Below are 24,120 nucleotides of genomic sequence, written 5' to 3' on the forward strand. Positions count from 1 at the left end.
ATTACAACACGAAACGTATTAAGGCAAAATTGAAAGGCATGAGTCCGATTCAATATCGAACTCATGCCCAAACCGCTGCCTAAATGAAATAACCGTGTCTAACTTTTAGGGGTCACTTCATTCACACCATGCTTTAAAAATTTATTTATTCTTTTTATTCATATTAGGCTTTGGGTCTGGCGCTTCTTCATCATCATGTGGAAATAACCCATGTGCTAAAACCCCAGATAAAAGCGTAGCGCTAATAACAATTAAAACCCTGTGATTTGTCGGTACTTCCGTATGATATTTCGCTAACATAAATACAGCTGTAACCGCAACAATGACCATTGTCGGAATGATAAATTTAAGGCGTCGTTTCTCCATTTAACTCTTCCTTTACTATGTATATTGACCTCTTCGAACAGTATATTTAAACTACTCGTATTTTACATGGGAAATTAATAAATTACAAATCAAGCTATATTTAATTGTTTACATAATAGAGAAAAAGACATAAATAATAAAGAGAAATTGCCCATTTCGTGGAAATTTATAGTAGAATAGATTTAATATAAAAAAAATTAAAACTAATAAATTATAAAATATATTAGGATAGAATGGAGAATAATATGGTTATTTTCAAGAGCAGAGCACAAAAAAACCAAGTATCTAACTTCTTTCAAGTTGAAAAATACTTAAATGATGTACAACTTGACCTATCTCAATACCCAGATTTACTTAAACAAGTTGAGTTAATCCAGTTACGAAAAGAAGACTTAGCCATATTAAAACAATTGCAACCCCTTACAGAAGAGTTAATCCCATCTATGGTAACTCAATTTTATGATGCTATTTCTATAAGTAGTAACTTACTAGACATAATTAATCAAAATTCGAATATCGATCGCCTAAAAATAACGTTATCTAAACATCTATCTGATATTTTCGAAAGTAAGATTAATAACGCATACATAGAAGGACGTAAAGCGATTGCAGCTGCCCATGTTCGAATTGGTTTAGAATCAAATATGTATTTAAGTTCATTCCAATCATTAATGACTACATTCATTAATTTTGTGAATGATCTAGATATTTCTAAAAATGATGCATGCAAAGCAATTAATGCCTTTTCAAAAATTATTAACTTTGAACAACAACTTGTAATTAAAGCTTACGAAGCAGAACAACAACGAATTCGTACGGAAGATTTACAAGTTAAACTCGATCTTGTCGCTACAATCCGCAATACGGCAAAGGAATTAAATGCAATTAGTGAAGAAACAACTGCTTCGCTATATGTAATTTCTCACCAATCTGAAAATATTTCTTCTGCTACAAAACAAGGGTTGGACTTCGTGGCAGATACTGAGGACAAATCGAACCTTGGTAAAAATCATTTAGAAACGCAAACAAACCTAATGAATGTTATATTGGAAAGCGTTAACTTATTGGAAAAATCCATGTCGAGTTTACGAGTATCCTCACAAAAGATTAGTGAAATTGTTGGCTTAGTAACAGGGATTGCAGATCAAACAAACCTTCTTGCACTAAATGCATCTATCGAAGCAGCACGTGCAGGTGAACATGGAAAAGGTTTTGCAGTTGTGGCCGAAGAGGTACGTAAACTTGCAGAGGAAACAAAAAGCGCTGTTCAAAACGTGTCTCATTTAATTCGTGAAACAGAAAACAACATTGAAAATATGACGACATCTGTTAATAATGTAGATGAACAAGTTCAGAAAAGCGTTCAAACGCAAAAAAGCTTAGAAGAATCCTTTAATTCCATCGCAAAAGCAGTATCAGGTATTAAAGAACAATATACAAATACATCAAAAGACGTGAATGAAATTTCCAACCTAATCAGTGAACTAACAGCTAGCGCTACATTAGTATCATCTTCATCGGATTCATTGCTAAACGTTGTACAGGAATTACAGGAATAAAATGTGATGGGGATGGTGCGTTTTTAAGCGTCCACTGCGTGAGTAATAATTGTTAAAAGATATTTATTAAGAGGTAAGGGGGCACCAAATATTTTTTTGGTAACCCCCTTTTATTTTTCATTATCTTTCAGTATCTAGTAACTTTCTACGTTCCTTTGTGTTGTCCCGTTTTGCCTTTCTTAACTTTTGACGGGCACCGCCAGTTTCAAAAAGTTTTCTCTCCCATTCCTCTTCTGGAAAGACGCCAGGTACCGGAATCGGTTTTCCATCTTCTCCGATTGCAACCATCGTTACAAAAGATTCTGTTGTTAATTTTCTTTCCCCTGTACGAAGGCTTCGAGTCATAACCCGTACATATATTTCCATAGATGTACGACCTGTAGAAGATACCATTGATTCTAATTCAAGAATATCTCCAGCATAGGCAGGTGAAACAAAATCTACAGAATCGAGCGATACGGTTACTACCTCTGATCTTGCATGTTTCATTGCAGTAATCGCTGCAATTTCATCAATATAAGCTAAAACCTTACCCCCAAAAACCGACCCATGATGATTGGTATCGGGAGGTAGTATTAAATGTGTTTGATAAGAACGTGAATTACTCATTGGTAGTGCATTGCCCATTGTATACCTCCATTTTGTATATCCCATTTGTTAGAAAGATGTTTTAATCGTAATGAATTTTAAATCAGTCATCTCTTCAATTGCATACTTAATACCTTCTCGACCATAGCCACTATTTTTTACGCCACCATAAGGCATGTTATCTATACGAAATGTTGGGACATCATTGATGACGATCGCTCCTGCCTCTAATTCATCAGCAGCTTTCATAGCATCCGTTAAAACATTTGTATATATCCCAGCATTTAATCCTAAATCAGAAGAGTTTACGAACGAGATAGCTTCATCCAAGTTTTTATAAGGCACAATCGATACAATCGGTGCAAAAGTTTCTTGGCAAACAATTTTCATGTCAGGTGAAACATGTGTCATGACTGTCGGTGCCATTGTTCGCTCTGTAAATTCAGCGCCTGTTGCCACAACCGCTCCCTGTTGTTTTGCTTCTTCTATCCATTCTTTAATTCGTTCAACTTCTTTTGGATGAATCATAGCACTCACATCAGTGGATGCATCTAATGGATCGCCTAACTTTAACTTCTTCGTCTCTTCTACAAAAGCATTTGTAAATTGTTCATAAATCGATTCATGAACATATACGCGCTGCAATGAAATACAGACTTGTCCAGCATACCCAAAAGCACCAGTAACACAACGAGGTATTACTTTTTCAATTGGGGTACTTGGCTCTACAATCACAGCGGCATTTGATCCAAGTTCTAAGGTAATTTTGCGTAAACCTACTTTTTCTTTTAATTTTAAACCAACTGCTCCGCTTCCCGTGAATGTTACTTTTTTAACTAATGGATGTGTAACTAAAATATCACTTAATTCACTACCAGAACCAGTTACAATTTGTAATGCACCATCTGGTAAACCCGCTTCTTTAAAAATTTCTGCCAACACAAGTGCACTTAAAGGAGTTTGTGTTGCAGGCTTTAATACAACCGTATTTCCGACCGCAAATGCTGGTCCTAATTTGTGAGCAACTAAGTTAAATGGAAAATTAAATGGTGTAATTGCCGATACAACACCAAGTGGAACCCGTTTTGTGTAGCCGATACGATCTTTTACTCCTGGTGCCGCATCCATTGGTACAGTTTCACCCATTGACTGTTTTGCTGCTTCTGCTGAAAATTGGTACGTGGCAATCGTTCTATCAACTTCTACTAATCCAACAGAAAGAGGTTTTCCTGCTTCCATTGCTAAGATTTTTGCAAAATCTTCTTTTCGGTTACGTATTAACTCTACTACTTTATATAAAATTTCTGCCCGTTCAAAAGCTGTTGTCTTTTTAAATGATTGAAAAGCTTCATGAGCTCCTTCTATCGCTTTCTCTACATCTTGAACAGAAGCCATAGCAACTTTTGCTATCTCTTCTCCTGAGTATGGTGAAGTTAATACATAACTATTTTTCGTTTCTACCCATTGTCCATCTATCCAAAGCTTTTTCTCTTCCATCGAATCACCTCTTCCTTATTATACTTCTTAGCCGATTAATTCAAAAATCTGGAACGCTTAGTTAGTTAAAGAAATCTGCTACTTCAGATATTCCCCCAGGTAATATACGACCAATTTCAACTAGCATTTCAGCTATATCAAGCAACTCCACTAATTGGGGTAAATTTGTTATTGGAGCAAGGTCAATGATTTCTTGTATCTCTATTGTATCTCTTATAATTTTCTGTATTGCTACAATTAACGCATAATACTTTGCCGTTTTAAATACTTTTAGTTCCAATAATTGATTATGTAACTGTATAACCTCATCAATTTTTGAAGCATTCGTAGCTGCCATTGCTAGAACCCCTATAAATGGGTAATGCATCTTTTTAACCTTAATACCCCTTTTTTCTAGTTCCTTTTTAAGTTGCAAAACATATTGCAATAATATTTCATTATATACCGAACTATATATAGTCATAATTTGCGCTAACGCTTGTAATTGATTACCCATAACAAATTTTTGTTTTCTTAACGCTTGATAATATTTATATATTGTTTGAGCCTGTGTGAGAGGGTCATTTTCGTTATTGGATGTTAAAAATACAATATAAGGTATATCACCATTTGTAGTTAATATCCGTTGATTCCGATTCATTTCCACATACATTTTTCTAGCACGTTCTGCATGCTGTTGTTGTTTATCTTCTTGAAGAAATAGCGCTCCAATCCCTCGAAACGGTGATTTCTTAAACTTAGCTTCTTTTAAGAATTGATCATTTATTATAATATCAGAAATTGTTTTTTCCATATTCCCTTCCACAATTAAGTGAGATGCAATACGATAGTTCACCGTTGAATACTTAGGAATAGAAAATGTCCCTTTTCCTGCATCCTCTAATTTTTCGCACACCTTTTGTAGTTGGACACCACTAAATTGTTTCTCTGCCAATGTATATTTACACGCTAAGGAAATTAAAAGTTTTAAATCACCACCACCCATGTAATTAAAAACCCGATTATAGTTTTGTTGAAATGCTTCTAAAAATTGCTCATTATTCAAGTCAACCACTCCTATAATTTTTGTACGAATCCACTTGGAAATAGTTTCAAAATTTAGTAAAAGCATTTCATTAAAATGAGTGGAAGTATTTATCACTTCGGTCTTTCTAACGTAATAATTATCTCTCCTATCGTAGCGTAATCTGAGCCTGCTAAACGACTAATCGCATTTAACCCTTTTGCATCAATCTTTCCATTATGATAAATGGAATCATCAATATGAAATTGCACAATTTCCCCAATAATGAAGTCTGTATTCGTTTTCTCTTCTCCAAGTTGAATGGCCTTTACTAATTTACATTCCATACGAATTTTTGATTCGACTATGCCTGGTACTGCTATTTTCTTACTAGATACAGGAGTCAATTTTGCTAATGCTATTTCACTTACTTCTGGTGGTAAAGTTGCTGCCGTTTCGTTCACCTTTTGTAAATTTTCTTCGTCGACAATATGTACAACAAACTCATGCTTATGGTAAATATTCCGGGCAGTATCCTTCATTTCACCTTGATTACGTTGAATCCCTAAGGAAATCATAGGTGGATTCGCTGAAACGATACTAAAGTAACTAAAAGGTGCTCCATTTAATACACCTTCTTCTGATTGTGTAGTGACAAATGCAATTGGTCTTGGAATAATTGAGCCAATCATCAATTTATAATTATCTCTTTCACTATTTAACTGAGGATCTATTGAAATCATCTACTTCATTCCCTTCATGTATGGTGTACATGCCATAATCTTGCTATCAATTGTGCACAAAATCAAAACAATTTACAACAATCGGTGATAAAGAAAAACGCAAGAGTGATGGATAAAATCATCATTCTTGCGTTTTATTTTTATGCAGCTGGGTTAACTTCTAGCTCTACTTTAATTTTAATATCTTTACCAACTAAAACGCCGCCTGTTTCTAGTGCTGCGTTCCATGTTAAGCCAAACTCTTCACGGTTGATTTTTGTTTCTGCCTCAAAACCGTAAACTTCAACTCCCCAAGGGTTTTTCCCTTTCCCACCATATTCAACGTCAAACGTTACTGGCTTTGTTACATCTTTGATTGTTAAGTCACCAGTTACTTTATAGTCATCACCTGATTTTTCAATGTTTGTCGATTTGAATGTGATTGTTGGGTATTTCTCAACATCGAAGAAATCAGCAGATTTTAAGTGATTATCACGGTCTTCTGAACGTGTATTAATGCTTGCTACATCAAAAGAGAATGAGATTTGAGCAGTTGTAAGATCTGCTAAATCTTCTGCATCAATATCTGCAGTATAAGAACCAAAATCCCCTTTTACCTTTGAAACCATCATATGTTTTACTTCAAAACCAACTTGCGAATGTGATTGGTCAATAATCCACTTAGCCATTCATAATCTCCCCCAATTAATTTATTTAGAATTCGAGATATTATTTTAAAAAATAAATAATTAGAATCGATTATTATTTCGAAACTAATTATCTTTAATTCAAGATAAATTTATCATACATTTAAGTACATTGTCAATAATACAATTTATAATTTTTTAAAAAAAATATGCACTCCATAAAAGGAATGCATATCTTTATTATTTACTTAATAGCGCCAATTCTTCAGATGTAAAGGCACGAGATCTCGTTAAAAATCGTTTCCCTTCCACACCTTCCAATGAAAACATCCCTCCACGACCATCAACCACATCGATAATCAATTGTGTATGCTTCCAATAGTCAAACTGGCTTTTATGCATATAAAACTTAGCTCCACCTATTTCACCAAGAAGGACATCTGCATCCCCAATAATTAAATCACCGACTGGGTAGCACATTGGTGATGAACCATCACAACATCCTCCTGATTGATGAAACATAATAGGACCATGTTTTTCTGTTAACTTATCGATAAGGGCAAGTGCAGCATCAGTCGCGGTTACCCTTTCTACCATAAGATCCCCCCTTTGTGACGTTTAGTAAAAAGGTAAAACATATTTCAGGATCTTACTCTAATACGTTAACAATTTACTAATGCAGTATAGTAGTTTAAATCTTCCTTATTAGAAGAATCCTAATTTATTAGGGCTATAACTTACTAGTAAGTTCTTTGTTTGTTGATAGTGATTTAACATCATTAAGTGTGTTTCACGACCAACACCTGACATTTTGTATCCACCAAATGCTGCGTGTGCAGGATAAGCGTGATAACAGTTTGTCCAAACACGTCCTGCTTCAATAGCACGGCCAAAACGATATGCAGTGTTCATATCACGTGTCCAAACACCTGCACCTAAGCCGTATAATGTATCATTCGCAATTTCTAATGCTTCTTCTTTAGTTTTGAATGTTGTTACTGCAACAACAGGTCCAAAGATTTCTTCTTGGAAAATGCGCATTTTGTTGTTACCTTTAAATACAGTTGGTTTAATATAGTATCCATCTTTAAGGTCGCCTTCTAATTGGTTACGTTCTCCACCAATTAAGCATTCAGCACCTTCTTGTTTACCAATATCTAAATAAGATAAAATTTTCTCCATTTGTTCAGATGATGCTTGAGCACCCATCATAACAGTAGGATCTAATGGATTACCTGTTTTAATTGCTTCAACGCGTTTTAATGCGCGCTCCATAAACTTCTCATAAATAGATTCTTGTATTAATGCACGAGAAGGACAAGTACATACTTCACCTTGGTTTAATGCAAATAATACGAATCCTTCAATTGCTTTATCTAAGAACTCATCATCTTCTTCAAAGATATCTTCAAAGAAAATGTTTGGTGACTTACCACCAAGTTCTAATGTTACAGGAATAATGTTTTGAGATGCATATTGCATAATTAATCGGCCAGTTGTAGTCTCACCAGTGAACGCAATTTTGCCGATGCGTGGGCTTGAAGCAAGTGGTTTACCAGCTTCTAAACCAAAACCGTTAACAATATTTAAAACACCTGGTGGTAATAAATCTTCAATTAACTCTGCTAAAACTAGTATAGATGCAGGTGTTTGTTCTGCAGGTTTTAACACTACACAGTTTCCTGCAGCTAAAGCTGGTGCTAACTTCCAGCAAGCCATTAACAATGGGAAATTCCAAGGGATAATTTGTCCAACTACTCCAATAGGTTCATGGAAATGATATGCTACAGTATCTTCATCAATTTGGCTTATGCCACCTTCTTGAGCACGAATTGCGCCCGCAAAGTAACGGAAATGGTCAATAGCAAGAGGTAGGTCTGCATTTAATGTCTCACGAACTGCTTTACCATTTTCCCATGATTCAGCAACTGCTAACATTTCTAAGTTTTCTTCCATACGATCAGCAATTTTATTTAAAATATTTGCTCTCTCTGCTACAGAAGTTTTACCCCAAGCTTCTTTTGCTGCATGAGCTGCATCTAGAGCAAGCTCAATATCTTCAGCAGTAGAGCGTGCAACTTTCGTATACACTTTTCCAGTAACTGGTGTGATATTGTCAAAATACTCTCCATTAACTGGTGCTGTCCATTGTCCCCCGATAAAGTTATCATACTTTTCTTTGAAGTTTACAACTGCTCCTTCTGTGTTTGGAAATGCATAAGCCATTGTTAATACTGACATGTAAAATTCTCCCCTTTTCACCTATTAATCTCTACAAATACCTTTTAGCACTCACTTCCCCTAGCTATGAAAAGGTATTTGTATACTATATGTTCTTAATTTATCAAACATTCCAAAAAATTGAAATAGTATTTTCTTTTGTATAACGTTTTTTTCTACAAAATGTATCTATTTTACTATAAAATGTTATTAACTATTTAGTCTTATGTATTTCAAAGTAGTACGATGTCTACAATAGTAAAGTTAGAAATTCTAGGGTATTGTATACTAAAAATAAACAGCATTAGGAGTTTTTATGAGAATTAATAAATATTTAAGCGAAACTGGCATCGTATCTCGTAGAGGGGCAGATAAATGGATTGAAGAAGGACGCATTACAATAAACGGTGAACTGGCGACTGTTGGGAGTCAAGTAAATGAAGGTGATGTTGTTTGTGTAGATGGCAAGCCTGTGAAAAAAGAAGAAGAACTTGTCTATATTGCATTAAATAAACCCGTTGGCATTACGAGTACAACTGAAAAGCACATTAAAGGAAATGTCGTTGATTTTGTCGGTCACTCTAAACGAATCTTTCATATTGGTCGATTAGATAAAGATTCAGAAGGTTTATTGCTTCTTACAAACGACGGCGATATTGTGAATGAAATTTTACGTGCAGAAAACCACCATGAAAAAGAGTATATCGTACAAGTAGACAAGCCAATAACTGATCAATTCTTAAAAAAGATGGCCAGTGGGGTTAAGATTTTAGATACTGTTACTCTTCCTTGTAAAGTCGAAAAAGTATCATCACAAGTATTTAAAATTATTTTAGAACAGGGATTAAATCGTCAAATTCGACGGATGTGTTCAGCACTTGGTTATACCGTAAAACGACTACAACGAATCCGCATTATGAATATTCATCTTGGTAATTTAAAAGTTGGGCAGTGGCGTGATTTAACAGATAAAGAAAAGAATGATCTATTTAAATTATTAAACTATACGCCTAAGAAAGGGTAAAATGCATAATTTAATGGAAACGACAAGCAGTCATCTATGCTTGTGTTTCCAAACTTATATATGCAAAGGAGTTGGAAAAATGTTATCAATCGAGTGTACAGAACAGCATACAGGTGCACGAATTAGCGGGGATTATTGGGATTTAGATGAGCTAGTCAGTGCAGTTTACGTTGTCATAGGAGATGAAAACCGCTATTACGATTACCATGGAGCAAGGCAAAGAATTTTAAATGTTTGCTATAATTTAAGAAAAGCAATACAAGGTGAAAAAAATATAGAACTCATCTCAAATGGTGTTCATCGCGAAATGTTAAAACGTCATAATATGATTGCTCCAGAAAAAAATGTTTATTTCAGTGTTGAAATATTATGGCCTGAATTGATTTTTACAGCACTAGCCTTAGACGATTTTATTAAATTACATAATGAAATGATAGACGATTCTTTGTGGAATATACATATTGGCATTATACGAAAATTCCAAGGAAATGTATTAGATTGTTTAAAATACCAACTTTCTGATGAGCACAACACAGTTATCTCACAACTGATACAAAATCGAACATTAAACTATTTCCGCTATGCAACACAATATGTAGATTTATTAAATTTGGAATATATCAATCTATCAATAGAGGAAAGAAAAGAACATTTAGCTGCATATGCAATCCGATTAATGATTGAGGATGAGGCTTATGTTATCTTAAAAGAAGAAATTCTAGCAACTGCAAGCGTTACAAAAAATGAAATACACGAACTTCCCCTATCAATGAAATATCCTGAGCATATAGATTGGTAGGAAAAAATAAGATAACAAAAAAGAAGTTGTCTGAAAAGTCATTTTGAGACAGCTCATTTGTGACGAGGATGGTGACAACCACCGCAGGAACAATAATTCATAAGAGTTATTTATCAAGAAAGAATAGAGGTGTCCGAAAAATTATTACTTTTTGGACACCTCCTTTTTATTATTACTATAATCCTCCAAGATAAGCTGCTTTAACTTGTTCACTTTCCTGAAGCTCTTTCGCTGTTCCAGACAATACAATCTTACCTGTTTCTAAAACATATGCACGGTCTGCGATTGACAATGCCATATTTGCATTTTGCTCAACAAGTAACACAGTTGTACCTTGACTATTAACCATTTTGATAATCTCAAAAATCTTTTTAACGACAAGCGGCGCTAACCCCATTGATGGTTCATCCATTAGTAAAAGCTTTGGTTGTGCCATTAAAGCTCGACCCATTGCTAACATTTGTTGTTCCCCACCAGATAAAGTACCCGATAACTGTTTTCGACGTTCATCTAAAATTGGGAATAGTTCATATACATGATCCATATCTTTTTTAATGCCATCTCGATCATTTCTCAAATAGGCACCTAATTCCAAGTTTTCTTCAACGGACATATTAGAGAACACACGACGTCCTTCTGGAACATGGGAAATACCACTTTTCACAATTGATTGAGCGGGCTTTCCAGCAATTTGCTGCGTCAAATACATGATATTACCATGTTTTGGTTTTAAAAGACCTGATAACGTTTTTAATAAAGTTGATTTACCTGCACCGTTTGCACCAATTAGTGTAACAATCTCACCTTCATTTACTTCTAAGGAGATATCTTTCAATGCATGAATATTTCCATAAAATACGTCTATGTTGTTTACTTTTAGCATTAATCAATAACCTCCTCACCAAGGTAAGCTTCAATAACTTTAGGATTATTACGAATTTCTTCTGGCGTTCCGTCCGCAATTAATTGACCATGGTCTAGTACATAAATACGTTCGCAAATACCCATTACCAAATGCATATCATGTTCAATTAAAAGAATGGTTAAATTAAATTCTTTTCGAATAAATGCAATCAATTCCATTAAATCACGTGTTTCCTGTGGGTTCATCCCTGCTGCTGGCTCATCCAGTAGCAATAGTTGTGGATTTGCCGCAAGCGCACGAGCAATCTCTAATCGACGTTGCATCCCATACGGTAAATTTTTTGCAAGCTCATCTTTATAAACATCTAAACCAAAGATTTTTAAAAAATCGATTGATTCCTTTTCCATTTTTGCTTCCCCAGAAAAATGGCTCGGTAAACGAAGGATAGATGAAAGTAAAGAATGCTTAGCAAGATTATGGTTCGCTACTTTTACATTATCAAGCACCGATAAATCTTTAAATAGGCGAATGTTTTGGAAAGTACGACTAATACCAAGTTTACTAACTTGATAGGGTTTTAGACCATTTAGCTTTTTCCCATCAAAGGTAATAGCACCTTCTGTAGGTTGATATACACCTGTAAGCATGTTGAATGTCGTTGTTTTACCAGCACCATTCGGACCAATTAGTCCAATTAATTCACCTTTATTTAAATACATATTTACATTTTGAACAGCTTTTAAGCCGCCAAATTGAATACCCATATTTTCTGTTTTAATAAGAAGGTTACTCATACTTTAGAACCTCCCTTTTTTCCAAACTTGAATAATGATGTAATTTCTTTCGTACCCATTAAACCTGTCGGACGATAAAGCATTACGATAATTAATACTACTGAATAAATAATCATACGTGTTTCTGGGAAGTTTGCTAAGTATGCTGATACTAATGTTAAGAAAATAGCAGCAATTACCGAACCTGATAAACTTCCTAAACCACCAAGAACTACATAGATTAAAATATCAAAGGATTTTAAGAAATTGAATGTTGTTGGTTGAATGATGAAAAAGTTGTGTGCATAAATTGCTCCTGCAACACCTGCAAAGAAAGACCCAATTGTAAAGGCAACAACTTTATAATAAGTAGTATTAATCCCCATGGCATCTGCAGCAATTTCATCTTCACGAATTGAAATACATCCACGACCGTGTCGAGAGTTCGTAAAGTTGGCAATAACCAAAATTGTAATTACTACTCCAACAAATGCATATGTCCAAGTTGTCAGGTTAGTTACTACCATACCAGCAGCACCACCAACATACTCAACATTTAAGAACATAATACGAATAATTTCAGCGAATCCTAATGTAGCTATCGCTAAATAGTCGCCTTTAAGTCGTAACGTTGGAATTCCAACAAGTAATCCTGCTAAAGCTGAAATTACAGCTCCTAAAATAATCGCTACAATTAACGGTAAGCCTAATTTCATCGTTGCGATTGCACTTATATACGCACCAACCGCCATAAATCCAGCATGACCAATTGAAAATTGACCAGTAATACCGATTACGATATGTAAACTTACGGCAAGCATAATGTTAATACACATCTGAATTAAAATATTTTGATAATATAAATCTAGCATTCCGCCTGAGATCATGCCCTGTACGACTGCATAGATTACTAGTGCTAAAACGAGGAATCCCCAAAAGGCTTTAGACTTTTTCATGCAATGTCACCTACACTTTCTCACGGGCGTTTTTACCGAATATACCCGATGGTTTCAAGATTAAGATTAAAATTAAAATAACAAAGGCTGCTGCATCGCGCCATAACGAATAACCTATAGCACTTACAATTGTTTCAACTACACCTAAAACTAAACCGCCGACCATAGCACCAGGAATACTTCCAATACCTCCTAGTACTGCTGCAACGAATGCTTTTAGCCCTGGTAGTACACCCATTAATGGATCAATTCTTGTATAGTAAATACCAAAAATAACACCTGCTGCACCAGCTAGAGCTGATCCAATTGCGAATGTTGCAGAAATTGTATTATCTACATTAATACCCATTAGTCGAGCTGCATCTGCATCATGAGATACCGCACGCATCGCTTTACCGATTTTTGTTTTATGAACAATAAATTGTAATAAAATCATAAGAACAATTGTTACTGCTAGAATCATAATAGACTGCGTACTAATACTTGCTCCTAAAATTGAAATCGATTTATTCGCCAATACTTCAGGATAAGCTTCAGGTGATGCTCCTCTGAAGAAAATCACAGTATACTCGATTAATAAAGATACTCCAATCGCAGTAATTAATGCTGCAATACGAGTCGCATTTCGTAACCGTTTATAAGCAACTCGTTCAATAATAACCCCGATGATTGCGCAAAGTAACATCGAAATAATTAACGCTGGGATAAATCCTAAATCCCATCGTGCAATGGCATAGAATCCTATAAAGGCACCAAGCATAAATACATCACCATGGGCAAAGTTGATTAACTTGATAATCCCATATACCATTGTATATCCTAGTGCAATCAATGCATAAATACTCCCTAGTGATATACCATTCACTAGTTGTTGCAACCATTCCATAAGGCCTCACTCCTTTAACTACTTATTCCTTAATAATTACATCATTTAGTACTAAAGATTCTATTTAACTTAAACTATTGTAAAAAAATGATAAAAGTAAACTGTAAAAAGGGAGGCCTCAAGCCCCCCTTGTTTGTTCAAATACGAATAATACGTATTTTACGGATTAACTTTAGAGTTGAACTTTTGATTGCCGTCTACATATTCTAGAACTGTTGCAGATTTAACTGGGTTGTGTTTTTCGTCAACTGAGAAAGTACCTGTAATTAAGCTTAAGTCTGTTGTTTCAGCTAAAGCTTTTTGAATCGCTTCACCATCTGTTGAACCCGCGCGTTTGATTGCATCAGCAATGAAGTAAACTGTATCATAACCAAGTGCGTGGAATGCATTTGGTGCTTCGTTGAATTTACCTTGGAATGCTTCAACAAATCCTTGGATTGTTTTATCAGGATCTTGAGATGAATAGTGGTTTGTAATGAATGTGTTGTTTAATGCATCTTTACCAGCAAGTTCAACTAAAGTTGGAGAGTCCCAACCATCTGCACCCATTAAAGGTACATCAATACCTAATTCACGAGCTTGCTTAACGATTAAACCAACTTCTTCATAGTAACCAGGGATAAAGATAAATTCTGGGTTTTTAGATTTTAAATTTGTTAATGTTGACTTGAAGTCCACATCTTTTGCTACATAAGCTTCTTCAGCTACAACTTTTCCACCGTTAGCTTCAATTTGTTGTTTAAATGATGCTGCTAAACCTTTTGCATAGTCAGAAGAGTTGTCCGCATAGATTGCTACGTTTTTCGCACCAAGTTCAGTTGCGAAGTTAGCAGCTACAATACCTTGGAATGGGTCAATGAAACATGTACGGAATACATAATCATTGATTGAACCATCTTCGTTTTCTGTTACGTTTGGCGCAGTACCAGAAGCAGTAACAGTTGGAATTTTATATTGGTTTGCAATTTGAGCAGTTGCAATTACGTTACCTGATGTTGCAGGAGCAATCATAGCAGTAACTTTATCTTGAGTAGCTAGTTTAATAGCTGCGTTTGTTGCTTCTGAGTTTTCTGATTTATTATCAACTTTTACAAGTTCGATTTGTTTACCATCAATTCCACCAGCAGCGTTAATTTCTTCAACTGCAAGTTCTGCACCTTTTCCAATAGAAGAACCATAAGATGCAACCGAACCAGAAAGTTCTAAGTTAGCTCCGATTTTAATAACTTCACTAGAATCGCCATCAGAGGATGAGCTTCCGCCACTTGATGATGTTTTTTCTTCTTCGCTTGAGCTACAACCTGCTAAAGCACCTACGATTAATGATGATGCTAAAAATACTGATGCGAATCTCTTTAAAGTCTTTTTTTCTGTCATTTGGATTTCCCCCCGCATAGATGTTAGTAAGATTATTGATATTTCTGATAATTATAGCTAATAGAATAGAATCCAGCAATAGTTAATCGAAATATTCTGAATGATTTAAATATTGCTAAGTCCTGTTTTCTGACTATTTGACTTTACGATTGTAAACCATTCTATCTATTTCGTCTAGTATAATTTTTAGTAAATTTAGATTGTTTTTTAAAAACTAAATATTATGCGTTAACAAAACTGTAACATTATTCTGATAATTAATGGTGGTGACCACACTTACAATTATTCTTGTATAAGAGAAAAACCTATCATTCGATTGATAGGTTTTTACTAGATTATGAATATAGCCGAACTTCCAAAAGAAAACACATTTAGGATGCGCACTAAGCATCTTATTGTTTGCCCCCATCAAAAAAATACTAGAAATTAATTTAATACAATAAAGTGGCTGCTTCTAAAATTATTTTTTCCCTTTCTTAAATAAGTCTCTCGTTTTATATCCTTCCGACAAAATCTTTTTCATTTCTTCTTGTCGTTTTTTCCTCGTAGAATCTTGTTTTGCACTAAAAATATATCGAGCCCAATCCTTTTTGTACCCCGGAGTTAATGATTGATAAAAGGTTAACAAATCTGGGGTATCTATTAAAATCTGTTCTATTTCCGGAATATATTCTATATAATCATCTACACTTTGACTCGCTTTTCTGGATGCTTTATTTTTCGATTTTGCATCTTCTTTTAAGCCAACTACCGTAAATACGTCATCTAAACCAACCATTCTTGAAAATTTAATAGTACTATTACCGACATACCCATCCTGATCTGCACCTAATCCTTCTAGCAATTCATCGCGGTGAATATAGGTTTGATACACTTTATTTCCTTTTTTGGGATAGGCAAAATATACGTAGCCTTGTGCATTTAAATAATTTCCTTCTATAATTTTACTTACACGACTTTGTAAGCTTTTCATATCAAATACAAAGGAAAATATTAAGTCATATTTCTTTGTTTCTAGTTCTGTGTCATAATCTGATAACTCATCAAAGTAAAGAATGTCTTCTGGAACATCTAATAATGCAACTTCTTTATATTTCTTCAATTTTAACTTCTCTACAATTGTACTTGTCATTTTTACTAACTCCCAATTTCAAGTTAATCATTCACCGTTATATGCTTTTTTCCAGTTGTTCAACATTCATTTTCTTCCGTTGTAACAACACTTTCATTTTTATGACAAGGTGCTAGTGATAATAAGGAAGTTTGATTGTAACAGTTGTCCCTTTGCCAACAGCACTTTCATAATGTATGGAGCCATTATTATTTACAACAATTTGGTTACAAATCATTATCCCAAGGCCAGTTCCCTTTGATTTCAATGAATAAAAAGGAGTACCAATTGACTCTAATTCTTGAGATGACATGCCTTTTCCATAATCGGTTACTGTAATAATCACATCTTCATCCCGTTTAACTGCTCTTACTACAATTGAATCTCCACTATACGATGCTTCTATAGCGTTTTTAATAATATTAACGAGAACTTGATGCAACTCCATTTTATTCATATTAATTGTACAATCATTTTCTATATCTATTTCAATTTTATTTTTTGTCGATAACCCATAAGATTGAAGCAGTTCTGCTACATTATCAATTACTGTTTGTACATTAATTTTCTCAGCAACTCTATTAGTTGACGGCTTTGATAAGGATAACAAATCAGTTACTACTTGTTCTGCAGTTTCTAGTTCTTCTATTAATAGTCTAAATTTTTGTTTATTCCCAGAATCACTAGCTGCGTCTTGATCATAAATTTGCAAATATCCTTTCACTACAGTTAGTGGATTTCTAATTTCATGGGCAACAGCAGCAGCCAATTCTCCTGCCGTTTTTAACCGCTCATTGTGTTTCATTTGCTCATAAAGCATTTGTTGCCTTTTTATTCGTTCAGAAGTTAAATGGAAAATAAACGCAAGAATGATTTGACTAATAATTAAATTAATACAGTTTCCTATTAAATCATTAGTTAAATAAGGATACATCGCCTCTAAACTTTCAAATTTTATATATGCGACAGATATTGAAAGCAATAATGTATTAAGGATAATAGAAAAATAAAATAGCAAAGTATCAAAAAATAATATTGAAATTGCAGGGATAAAACAGATTAATAATATTGTCGATCCAGTATCCGGATATAAAAAGAAAAGTAAATAAAGTAACGCAAAGGATATAAGAACAATACTGAATCGTATATGACGTGTATTAAATTTAGGATAAATTAATAAACATACAGATAGAATTATCACTAGGGCAACATGTATTAAAAAGCCAACATCACCTAATCCAATACGTGGGTTAAATACACTTAAACCCATCACCATAATAAAAATCGTTATACTTACCGTAATGTAATAGCGACTCGGACTACTTTCATATAGTATCTTTTCCATAGGAACTCCTTTAATTAGTATTAAATTCCCCTTCTCCGCAATAATTTTATACTTAATTTTCCATCGTTTATAGCCTTATTGAGATTAATTATGTTAATTTTTCTTAAAAAGAGCATGAATTTTTCATTATTCTTATGAATTATTCATAAATATAATCATGTTGATAGTTTTCTAAAATAGCAAAAACCCTACTTAGGGTGAGAGGAGGAAATTAATTATGAAGAAATGGAACTGGGACAATGCGAGGCAATATTTTTCAAAAACGTTACAATGGTTTTTAAACAGTTGTTTAATTATTTTGGCTGTCATTCTATCAATTCTACTTATAAAAGAAATAGTTAAATTTTTTGAAATCCTCCTTATATCAGGGACTGATTATAAAGTCTTCTTAGCAAATATTCTTTTATTCTTTTTATATTTTGAGTTCATTACAATGATTGTGAAATACTTTAAAGAAGACTATCATTTCCCATTACGTTACTTCATCTACATTGGTATTACTGCAATGGTTAGACTTATCATTGTAGAACATGATCATCCAAAAGATACACTCATTTATTCCATTGTGATTTTAATCCTCATTATTAGTTACTTTATTATTAATATTACTCCATTAGAAAGACCCAAGACTTCGTTAATTTTCCGTAAACACACCCAATCAAATAAGTCTTAGTAAAAAGGAATCAAACTCTCCTTTCTGATAGTCCCACTTTAACATGTGGTGCATACACTATCATAGAAATGGAGGAATGTATAAGTGTACTGGTATAATGGCTATCCATATTTTGCTCAACAAGTCCCTATGCACCCTACACCTCAACAATATCCGCAATATATTGCACAACAACAAAGACAACCACAACGACAACAACAACCATCTCGACAATCTGAAAAGCCAAGTGTTCAAGAAATTATGCAAACAATTCGAACACAACATAGTAATCTTTATACACAATTAGAGCAGGCAGGGGTAAATAGACAGCTAGCTGAGACTTTTATTTTTTTAATCGTGAACTTTACTCGAAATGAAGCAAATATAAATCAATCTGCAAGTGAGATTTATGAACAATTTCAAAGAGAAACACCTTGGTTCAATATCCTTATTCGCCAACTGAATTTCCCACTTAACACGATTGACCGTATACTAACAAGATTAATTGAAATAACAGTTAATATTCTCCGAGGACAACAACCAAGTCCAGGACCAACTCCTACACCAGGAGGTCGATGGTCTGACTGGGAGAACCTTGGAGGAACAATTGTTGGCGCACCTACAGTTTCCTCTTGGCAACCGAATCGTCTAGATGTTTTTGCAAGAGGTACGGATAATGCCCTTTACCACATTTGGTGGGACGGTAGTAGATGGAGTAATTGGGAGAACCTTGGCGGCGTTTTAACATCTTCCCCTGGTGCAGTATCTTGGGGGCCAAATCGTATTGATGTTTTTGTGCGAGGTACAGACAATGCACTGTATCATAAATGGTGGGATGGAACACGTTGGAATGACTGGGAAAACCTTGGCGGTGTTTTAACTAGTGGTCCTGCAGCATCCTCTCGCCGAACAAATCAGTTAGATGTTTTCGTAAGAGGATCAAACAACCGATTATACAAAAGAACTTGGAACGGATCTCGTTGGGAAAATTGGGAAGATCTTGGTGGAAACTTAAATTCAGAACCAGCAGCAATCTCATGGGGGCCAAATCGTATTGATGTATTTGCTCGTGGACAAAACAATGATTTGATTCACAAATGGTGGAATGGCTCAACGTGGTCTGATTGGGAATCCCTTGGTGGAACATTAACAAGTAGCCCAACCGTATCATCAAAACGTGCAAATCACCTTGATGTATTCGTAAGAGGTACTGGTAACCGACTTTACAAACGTACTTGGAACGGTACTCGTTGGGATAGTTGGGAATCCCTTGGTGGTAACTTAACAAGTGCTCCTGCAAGTGTATCTTGGGGACCTAATCGTACAGACGTATTTGCTCGAGGACAAAATGGTAATTTAATTCATACGTATCAAGGTAGATAAAGATGTTTAAAGCTAGGCCATTGGTATTCTCTCTATACTAAGCCTAGCTTTATTAATATTACTCTACTTAAGTAAATCTTTCTTTACCATCTCCACATTTCATTCATAAACAACATGATAATTTTGAAATTTCTTATTACATATGACATGGTTTCTGTTAAAATTTTTTATAAAAAGTAAAATTTCTTCTTAAAAAAATAATGCGTTAAGATTATATATTTACCTATTTTTTCTAAATCGAGGTTTATTCCTTTATTTTGGCGGAGGTTCCTGATGTACAGAAAGTTGCAAAAAGACAACGATCAAAGCTTGTTTCAAAACGGAAGTGATAATAAAAATAGAAACCATATAGATAGTTGGAAAATTTTAATTGTAGATGCTACTCAACAAATGCACGACCAAACAAAAAACACACTTAAGGATGTCATGTTTGAACAGAAACCTGTTACATTTTTGCATGTATATTCTGCAAAAGAGGCTGAACAGCTTTTGTCTAAATACGATGATATTGCCATCATAATTCTAAGTGCAGAATTAGAAACAAAAGATGGTAGCGTCCATTTAGTAGATTACTTACGTAAAGATTTACAAAATAATAGAACAAGAATTTTCTTATTGATTGATCAACCAGACCAATTGCCAATAAATGAAGTAATTATTTCCCAAGATATCAATGAATGTATAGAGAAAAAAGAACTTACTTCACAAAAGCTTTTTACTTCCGTTATTTTTATGTTACGTTCCTATCGAGATCTGTTCACAGTAGAAGATAGTAAAAATAGGTTAGAAGATGTTATTACTGCTACATCAAAAATTATACGAGATACTTCGAAACATCAATTAGTAAATAACATCATGCTACAATTTACATCCATCCTCAATCTATCTGATTCATCCAAAATTGGCGGTGTTTTTCTACAAAGAACAAATGAAGATTCATCTATACTAATTCACAATGGAATTTTTGATAATATACTAATTAACGACCTATTCAATAGTTTCACTAGGGAAGTTTTAGATAGCATTAATAATTTGCAAAGTTTTATTGGCAACGATTCATTCTTACTCTATCTAGGGACTGTATTTAATCGCCATTATTTCATTTATTTTTATACAGGTAGAACATTATCAGATTGGGATAAGAGAATGGTTGAAATATTTTCTTCTCAAACTTCAGCAACGTTTAAAAATGTTTGTCTTGTTGAAGAAATCGATAATACTCAACGCGAGATTATTTATACATTAGGTGAAATTGGAGAAATGCGCTCAAAAGAAACTGGTAACCATGTTAAACGGGTAGCTGAGTTCTCTAAACTGTTAGCTCTAAAGTACGGCCTTTCAGAAGAAGAATCGGAAATTATACAACTTGCTTCCCCTATGCATGATCTTGGAAAAGTCGGGATTAGTGATGCCATTATGAACAAACCCGATAAGCTCACAAAAGAAGAATACGAAATAATGAAAAGTCATGCTCAAATTGGATACGATATATTGAAAAACTCAGAGCGTCCTATATTAAAAGCAGGTGCGATTATTGCCCATCAACACCATGAAAGATATGATGGAACTGGTTATCCAAGGGGCTTAAAACAGAAAGAAATTCATTTGTATGGTCGAATTACCGCAATTGTTGATGTTTTTGATGCATTAATTAGTGACCGTGTTTATAAAAAAGGATGGAAGATGGATAAAATCATTAAATATTTTCAAGAGCAACGTGGAAAACATTTCGATCCTGAACTTACAGATATTTTCCTATCTAATATAGAAGAATTTATTAAAATTAATAATGAAATTAAATAGTTATTTAATTCTAAAAGCTTAAGTCCTTTTCAAGAGATTTAAGCTTTTTAATATTTTAGAAAAATAACAAATATTTAATAATTAAGAACATTTAATTTAGCAAATTGTTATAAATTATCTACATATTCGATAAAATTCGTCATTTCATATAATAAATATTTGACCAACAGCTGTAATCATAGTAGTATTTCTTCATAATAAAAAGAATAGGTGTATATCGTGTCAAATTTGTTCAGAAAAAAGAATATTAATGAATTGTTAAGCAAAAACAATGGTGTACGTCTTAAGCAAACATTAGGTGCCTTTGATTTAATATTATTAGGTGTTGGTGCAATTGTTGGTACGGGTATTTTTATCTTACCTGGTACTGTAGCAGCTAGTCACTCGGGGCCAGCTATTGTTTTCTCGTTTCTGATAGCAGCTATTGTTTGTGCTCTGGCCGCAATGTGTTATTCAGAATTCTCTTCTGCAATTCCTGTTACTGGTAGTGCTTATACATACGGCTATATTATCTTCGGAGAATTACTCGCTTGGTTTGTAGGCTGGGCTTTAATTCTTGAATATGGTTTAGCCTCAGCATCCGTAGCTACAGGGTGGTCTGCATATCTAGTCTCTTTATTAGAGGGCCTTAATATTAAGATACCCTCATCTTTAACAGGCCCTTTTAATCCAGCTGAGGGTACCTTTATTAATTTACCTGCCGTATTAATCGTATTAATCATTTCATTTTTATTAACTCGAGGATTACAGGAATCAGCCAAAATAAATAGAATTATGGTTTTTGTTAAAGTAGGAGTTATATTACTATTTATTTTAGTTGGAGTATTTTATGTAAAACCGGAAAATTGGCAGCCATTTATGCCATTTGGATTTGAAGGAGTTTTAGCAGGTGGGGCTCTCGTTTTCTTCGCCTATCTTGGTTTTGATGCAGTCTCTTCCGCTGCTGAAGAGGTAAAAAACCCTCAAAGAAATTTACCTATAGGAATCATTGGATCATTATTAATCTGTTCTTTCCTATATATATCCGTTTCATTAGTTTTAACTGGTATTGTTCCTTACACGGAGTTAAATGTAAGTAATCCTGTAAGTTACGCTCTCCAAATTGTTGAACATGATTGGATTTCAGGTGTGATTTCTTTAGGGGCAGTAACTGGAATGATGACCGTTATACTCGTTATGCTATATGGTGGTTCTCGTCTCATTTTTGCCATTGCCCGTGATGGTTTACTACCACAAGTTCTGACAAAACTAAATCCAAAACATAAAACACCAGATGTTAATACATGGATTTTTGGAATTGCTGTTGCTTTTTGCGCTGGTTTTATACCATTAAATACATTGGCAGAACTAGTAAACATGGGGACTTTAATTGCATTTACGATTGTCTCCCTAGGTGTAATTTTCTTAAGGAGAAATAAAAGCATTCCTAAAGGTGGATTTAAAGTTCCGCTATTTCCACTCTTACCAATACTATCGTTTCTCGCATGTTTATTCCTAATACTTCAGTTATCTATTCACACTTGGATTGCATGCGGCATTTGGTTTGTAGTTGGACTTATCTTCTATTTTGTATATGGAAGAAAACATAGTAAACTAAACAATTAATAATTAGAAAAGGTGAGTACCACTCAAACATTCATGGTACTCACCTTTTATCTTTCTCCATTCTTTTCAATCTCAATTTGATAAAGAAATGCTATCCACTTACATTGATCATGTGTTCTTATATTCTTTAATAAGCCTTGAATGATTACATCACTTAAATTAGGTTCAATTAAATTCTCCCTTAATAACACTAATGACTCTTGAACAAGTTTATGATCTTCAGTCTCAATGATAACCTCATCTATTAATTCAATAATCATTTCCCTCGTAACTTGTACTTCATCGTTTGTAGAAGCAAAATAATCTGGTGTAATAGTGTGAATCTTTGCATGCTCAGCAATAATTGTTACTTTCTCAACAATGGAATTACATAAATTCTCTATATCAACAGAACAATCGCCTAGAAAGAATAACTCTGAATAACTCTTTGTAAGACCATTAATCACCATCACAAGATCCAAATGCATTTTTTTATTCGTTTGCACAAATTGTCTTTGCACGACAGAAAGAATCATTTTATTAAACATTGATTGATACATTTTCATTTTTTCCAATAATTCTTTATTAAAGGATACAACTTGTTCCTTCATAAACAACTTTGCAATATTTGCTTGCTCTTGGAACTCATTAAATATTAAGTGCAATAGATTGTATAGTAATTCTTCCGATGGTGTTGCTTCACTGACCGACTGTTCAACTTTGGCAATAAAGTCACTCATAAACTGGTCAATTAAACAATAGATTAACTCGTCCTTAGATTTAAAATGGAGATAAAAAGCCCCCTTCGATATGCCGCATCTTTCCGTAATTTGTTGTACAGAAGTTGATTCAAAACCATTTTCAACAAATAACTCCAAGGCTTTTTCCATAATGAGTTGTTTTTTAACCATTTGTAAACACTCCTACTCATTCGTTGACAACTGACCAATTAGTCATTAG

The 24,120-nt window shown here is 34.1% G+C and carries 24 protein-coding genes; 8 read left to right on the forward strand and 16 right to left on the reverse strand.

Annotated features, from left to right (window positions below; translation table 11 throughout):
- The coding region (locus D8M03_RS12975; protein ID WP_147404825.1) for an IS3 family transposase at positions 1-83 on the forward strand (83 nt) is incomplete at its 5' end.
- Positions 84-141: 58 nt separating this feature from the next.
- Here D8M03_RS12975 and D8M03_RS12980 read toward each other — a convergent pair.
- Entirely contained in the window at positions 142-366 is a 225-nt protein-coding gene (locus tag D8M03_RS12980) for a hypothetical protein (RefSeq protein ID WP_121215256.1), read from the reverse strand.
- A 245-nt stretch (positions 367-611) separates the two neighbouring features.
- On the opposite strand from D8M03_RS12980, the gene D8M03_RS12985 reads away from it, so the two are divergent.
- Positions 612-1,925: a globin-coupled sensor protein gene (locus tag D8M03_RS12985; protein ID WP_121215257.1), complete on the forward strand. Its 1,314-nt coding sequence runs from the start codon at positions 612-614 to the stop codon at positions 1,923-1,925.
- 120 nt (positions 1,926-2,045) lie between these two features.
- Here D8M03_RS12985 and D8M03_RS12990 read toward each other — a convergent pair whose 3' ends face one another.
- From D8M03_RS12990 to adh, 7 genes are all read right to left on the reverse strand, one after another.
- Entirely contained in the window at positions 2,046-2,552 is a 507-nt protein-coding gene (locus D8M03_RS12990; RefSeq protein ID WP_121215258.1) for an acyl-CoA thioesterase, read from the reverse strand.
- A 30-nt stretch (positions 2,553-2,582) separates the two neighbouring features.
- The gene (locus D8M03_RS12995) at positions 2,583-4,010 is read right to left on the reverse strand and encodes an aldehyde dehydrogenase family protein (protein ID WP_121215259.1); all 1,428 of its coding nucleotides are present in this window, start codon (positions 4,008-4,010) and stop codon (positions 2,583-2,585) included.
- A 61-nt stretch (positions 4,011-4,071) separates the two neighbouring features.
- Positions 4,072-5,055 carry a DUF4003 family protein gene (locus tag D8M03_RS13000; RefSeq protein ID WP_170148452.1) on the reverse strand — a complete coding sequence of 328 codons (984 nt, stop codon included), beginning with the start codon at positions 5,053-5,055 and terminating at the stop codon, positions 4,072-4,074.
- 92 nt (positions 5,056-5,147) lie between these two features.
- Complete coding sequence (locus D8M03_RS13005) at positions 5,148-5,756, reverse strand: flavin reductase family protein (protein WP_121215261.1); 609 nt, start codon at positions 5,754-5,756, stop codon at positions 5,148-5,150.
- A 140-nt stretch (positions 5,757-5,896) separates the two neighbouring features.
- The gene (locus tag D8M03_RS13010; protein WP_121215262.1) at positions 5,897-6,424 is read right to left on the reverse strand and encodes a YceI family protein; all 528 of its coding nucleotides are present in this window, start codon (positions 6,422-6,424) and stop codon (positions 5,897-5,899) included.
- Between the two features lie 198 nt (positions 6,425-6,622).
- Positions 6,623-6,979, reverse strand: coding sequence for a DUF779 domain-containing protein (locus tag D8M03_RS13015; RefSeq protein ID WP_121215263.1), 357 nt, complete (start codon positions 6,977-6,979; stop codon positions 6,623-6,625).
- A gap of 108 nt (positions 6,980-7,087) precedes the next feature.
- The gene (adh, locus tag D8M03_RS13020; RefSeq protein ID WP_121215281.1) at positions 7,088-8,608 is read right to left on the reverse strand and encodes an aldehyde dehydrogenase; all 1,521 of its coding nucleotides are present in this window, start codon (positions 8,606-8,608) and stop codon (positions 7,088-7,090) included.
- Between the two features lie 310 nt (positions 8,609-8,918).
- Between adh and rluF the strand changes: the two genes are divergently transcribed.
- A complete protein-coding gene (gene rluF / locus D8M03_RS13025; RefSeq protein WP_121215264.1) occupies positions 8,919-9,626 on the forward strand; it encodes a 23S rRNA pseudouridine(2604) synthase RluF in 708 nt (235 codons plus the stop codon).
- A 79-nt stretch (positions 9,627-9,705) separates the two neighbouring features.
- Positions 9,706-10,425, forward strand: coding sequence for a DUF6904 family protein (locus D8M03_RS13030; protein WP_121215265.1), 720 nt, complete (start codon positions 9,706-9,708; stop codon positions 10,423-10,425).
- A gap of 175 nt (positions 10,426-10,600) precedes the next feature.
- Here D8M03_RS13030 and D8M03_RS13035 read toward each other — a convergent pair whose 3' ends face one another.
- The 7 genes from D8M03_RS13035 to D8M03_RS13065 form a co-directional block, all read right to left on the reverse strand.
- Positions 10,601-11,308 (reverse strand): ABC transporter ATP-binding protein, encoded by a 708-nt coding sequence (locus D8M03_RS13035; RefSeq protein WP_121215266.1) that lies wholly within the window; start codon positions 11,306-11,308, stop codon positions 10,601-10,603.
- Complete coding sequence (locus D8M03_RS13040) at positions 11,308-12,084, reverse strand: ABC transporter ATP-binding protein (RefSeq protein ID WP_121215267.1); 777 nt, start codon at positions 12,082-12,084, stop codon at positions 11,308-11,310. Before D8M03_RS13040 ends, D8M03_RS13035 begins: the two co-directional genes overlap by 1 nt.
- Positions 12,081-13,019 (reverse strand): branched-chain amino acid ABC transporter permease, encoded by a 939-nt coding sequence (locus D8M03_RS13045; protein WP_121215268.1) that lies wholly within the window; start codon positions 13,017-13,019, stop codon positions 12,081-12,083. Before D8M03_RS13045 ends, D8M03_RS13040 begins: the two co-directional genes overlap by 4 nt.
- 10 nt (positions 13,020-13,029) lie before the next feature.
- The gene (locus D8M03_RS13050; protein ID WP_121215269.1) at positions 13,030-13,905 is read right to left on the reverse strand and encodes a branched-chain amino acid ABC transporter permease; all 876 of its coding nucleotides are present in this window, start codon (positions 13,903-13,905) and stop codon (positions 13,030-13,032) included.
- A gap of 159 nt (positions 13,906-14,064) precedes the next feature.
- Entirely contained in the window at positions 14,065-15,282 is a 1,218-nt protein-coding gene (locus D8M03_RS13055; RefSeq protein ID WP_121215270.1) for an ABC transporter substrate-binding protein, read from the reverse strand.
- A gap of 460 nt (positions 15,283-15,742) precedes the next feature.
- The gene (locus tag D8M03_RS13060) at positions 15,743-16,414 is read right to left on the reverse strand and encodes a YdeI/OmpD-associated family protein (RefSeq protein WP_121215271.1); all 672 of its coding nucleotides are present in this window, start codon (positions 16,412-16,414) and stop codon (positions 15,743-15,745) included.
- 112 nt (positions 16,415-16,526) lie between these two features.
- A complete protein-coding gene (locus D8M03_RS13065; RefSeq protein WP_121215272.1) occupies positions 16,527-17,738 on the reverse strand; it encodes an ATP-binding protein in 1,212 nt (403 codons plus the stop codon).
- Between the two features lie 217 nt (positions 17,739-17,955).
- On the opposite strand from D8M03_RS13065, the gene psiE reads away from it, so the two are divergent.
- The 4 genes from psiE (at position 17,956) to D8M03_RS13085 (ending at position 23,181) form a co-directional block, all read left to right on the forward strand.
- The gene (psiE, locus tag D8M03_RS13070; RefSeq protein WP_121215273.1) at positions 17,956-18,411 is read left to right on the forward strand and encodes a phosphate-starvation-inducible protein PsiE; all 456 of its coding nucleotides are present in this window, start codon (positions 17,956-17,958) and stop codon (positions 18,409-18,411) included.
- An 84-nt stretch (positions 18,412-18,495) separates the two neighbouring features.
- Entirely contained in the window at positions 18,496-19,773 is a 1,278-nt protein-coding gene (locus tag D8M03_RS13075; RefSeq protein WP_245987589.1) for a PLL family lectin, read from the forward strand.
- 273 nt (positions 19,774-20,046) lie between these two features.
- Positions 20,047-21,576, forward strand: a complete 1,530-nt coding sequence (locus D8M03_RS13080; RefSeq protein ID WP_121215274.1) for an HD domain-containing phosphohydrolase — start codon at positions 20,047-20,049, stop codon at positions 21,574-21,576.
- 219 nt (positions 21,577-21,795) lie between these two features.
- Entirely contained in the window at positions 21,796-23,181 is a 1,386-nt protein-coding gene (locus tag D8M03_RS13085) for a branched-chain amino acid transporter BcaP (RefSeq protein ID WP_121215275.1), read from the forward strand.
- A gap of 47 nt (positions 23,182-23,228) precedes the next feature.
- On the opposite strand, the gene D8M03_RS13090 is transcribed toward D8M03_RS13085, so the two are convergent.
- Entirely contained in the window at positions 23,229-24,071 is an 843-nt protein-coding gene (locus D8M03_RS13090) for a TetR/AcrR family transcriptional regulator (RefSeq protein WP_121215276.1), read from the reverse strand.
- Between the last annotated feature and the right edge of the window lie 49 nt (positions 24,072-24,120).

The sequence above is a fragment of the Ureibacillus endophyticus genome (genome assembly GCF_003628435.1).
Taxonomy (GTDB): domain Bacteria; phylum Bacillota; class Bacilli; order Bacillales_A; family Planococcaceae; genus Ureibacillus; species Ureibacillus endophyticus.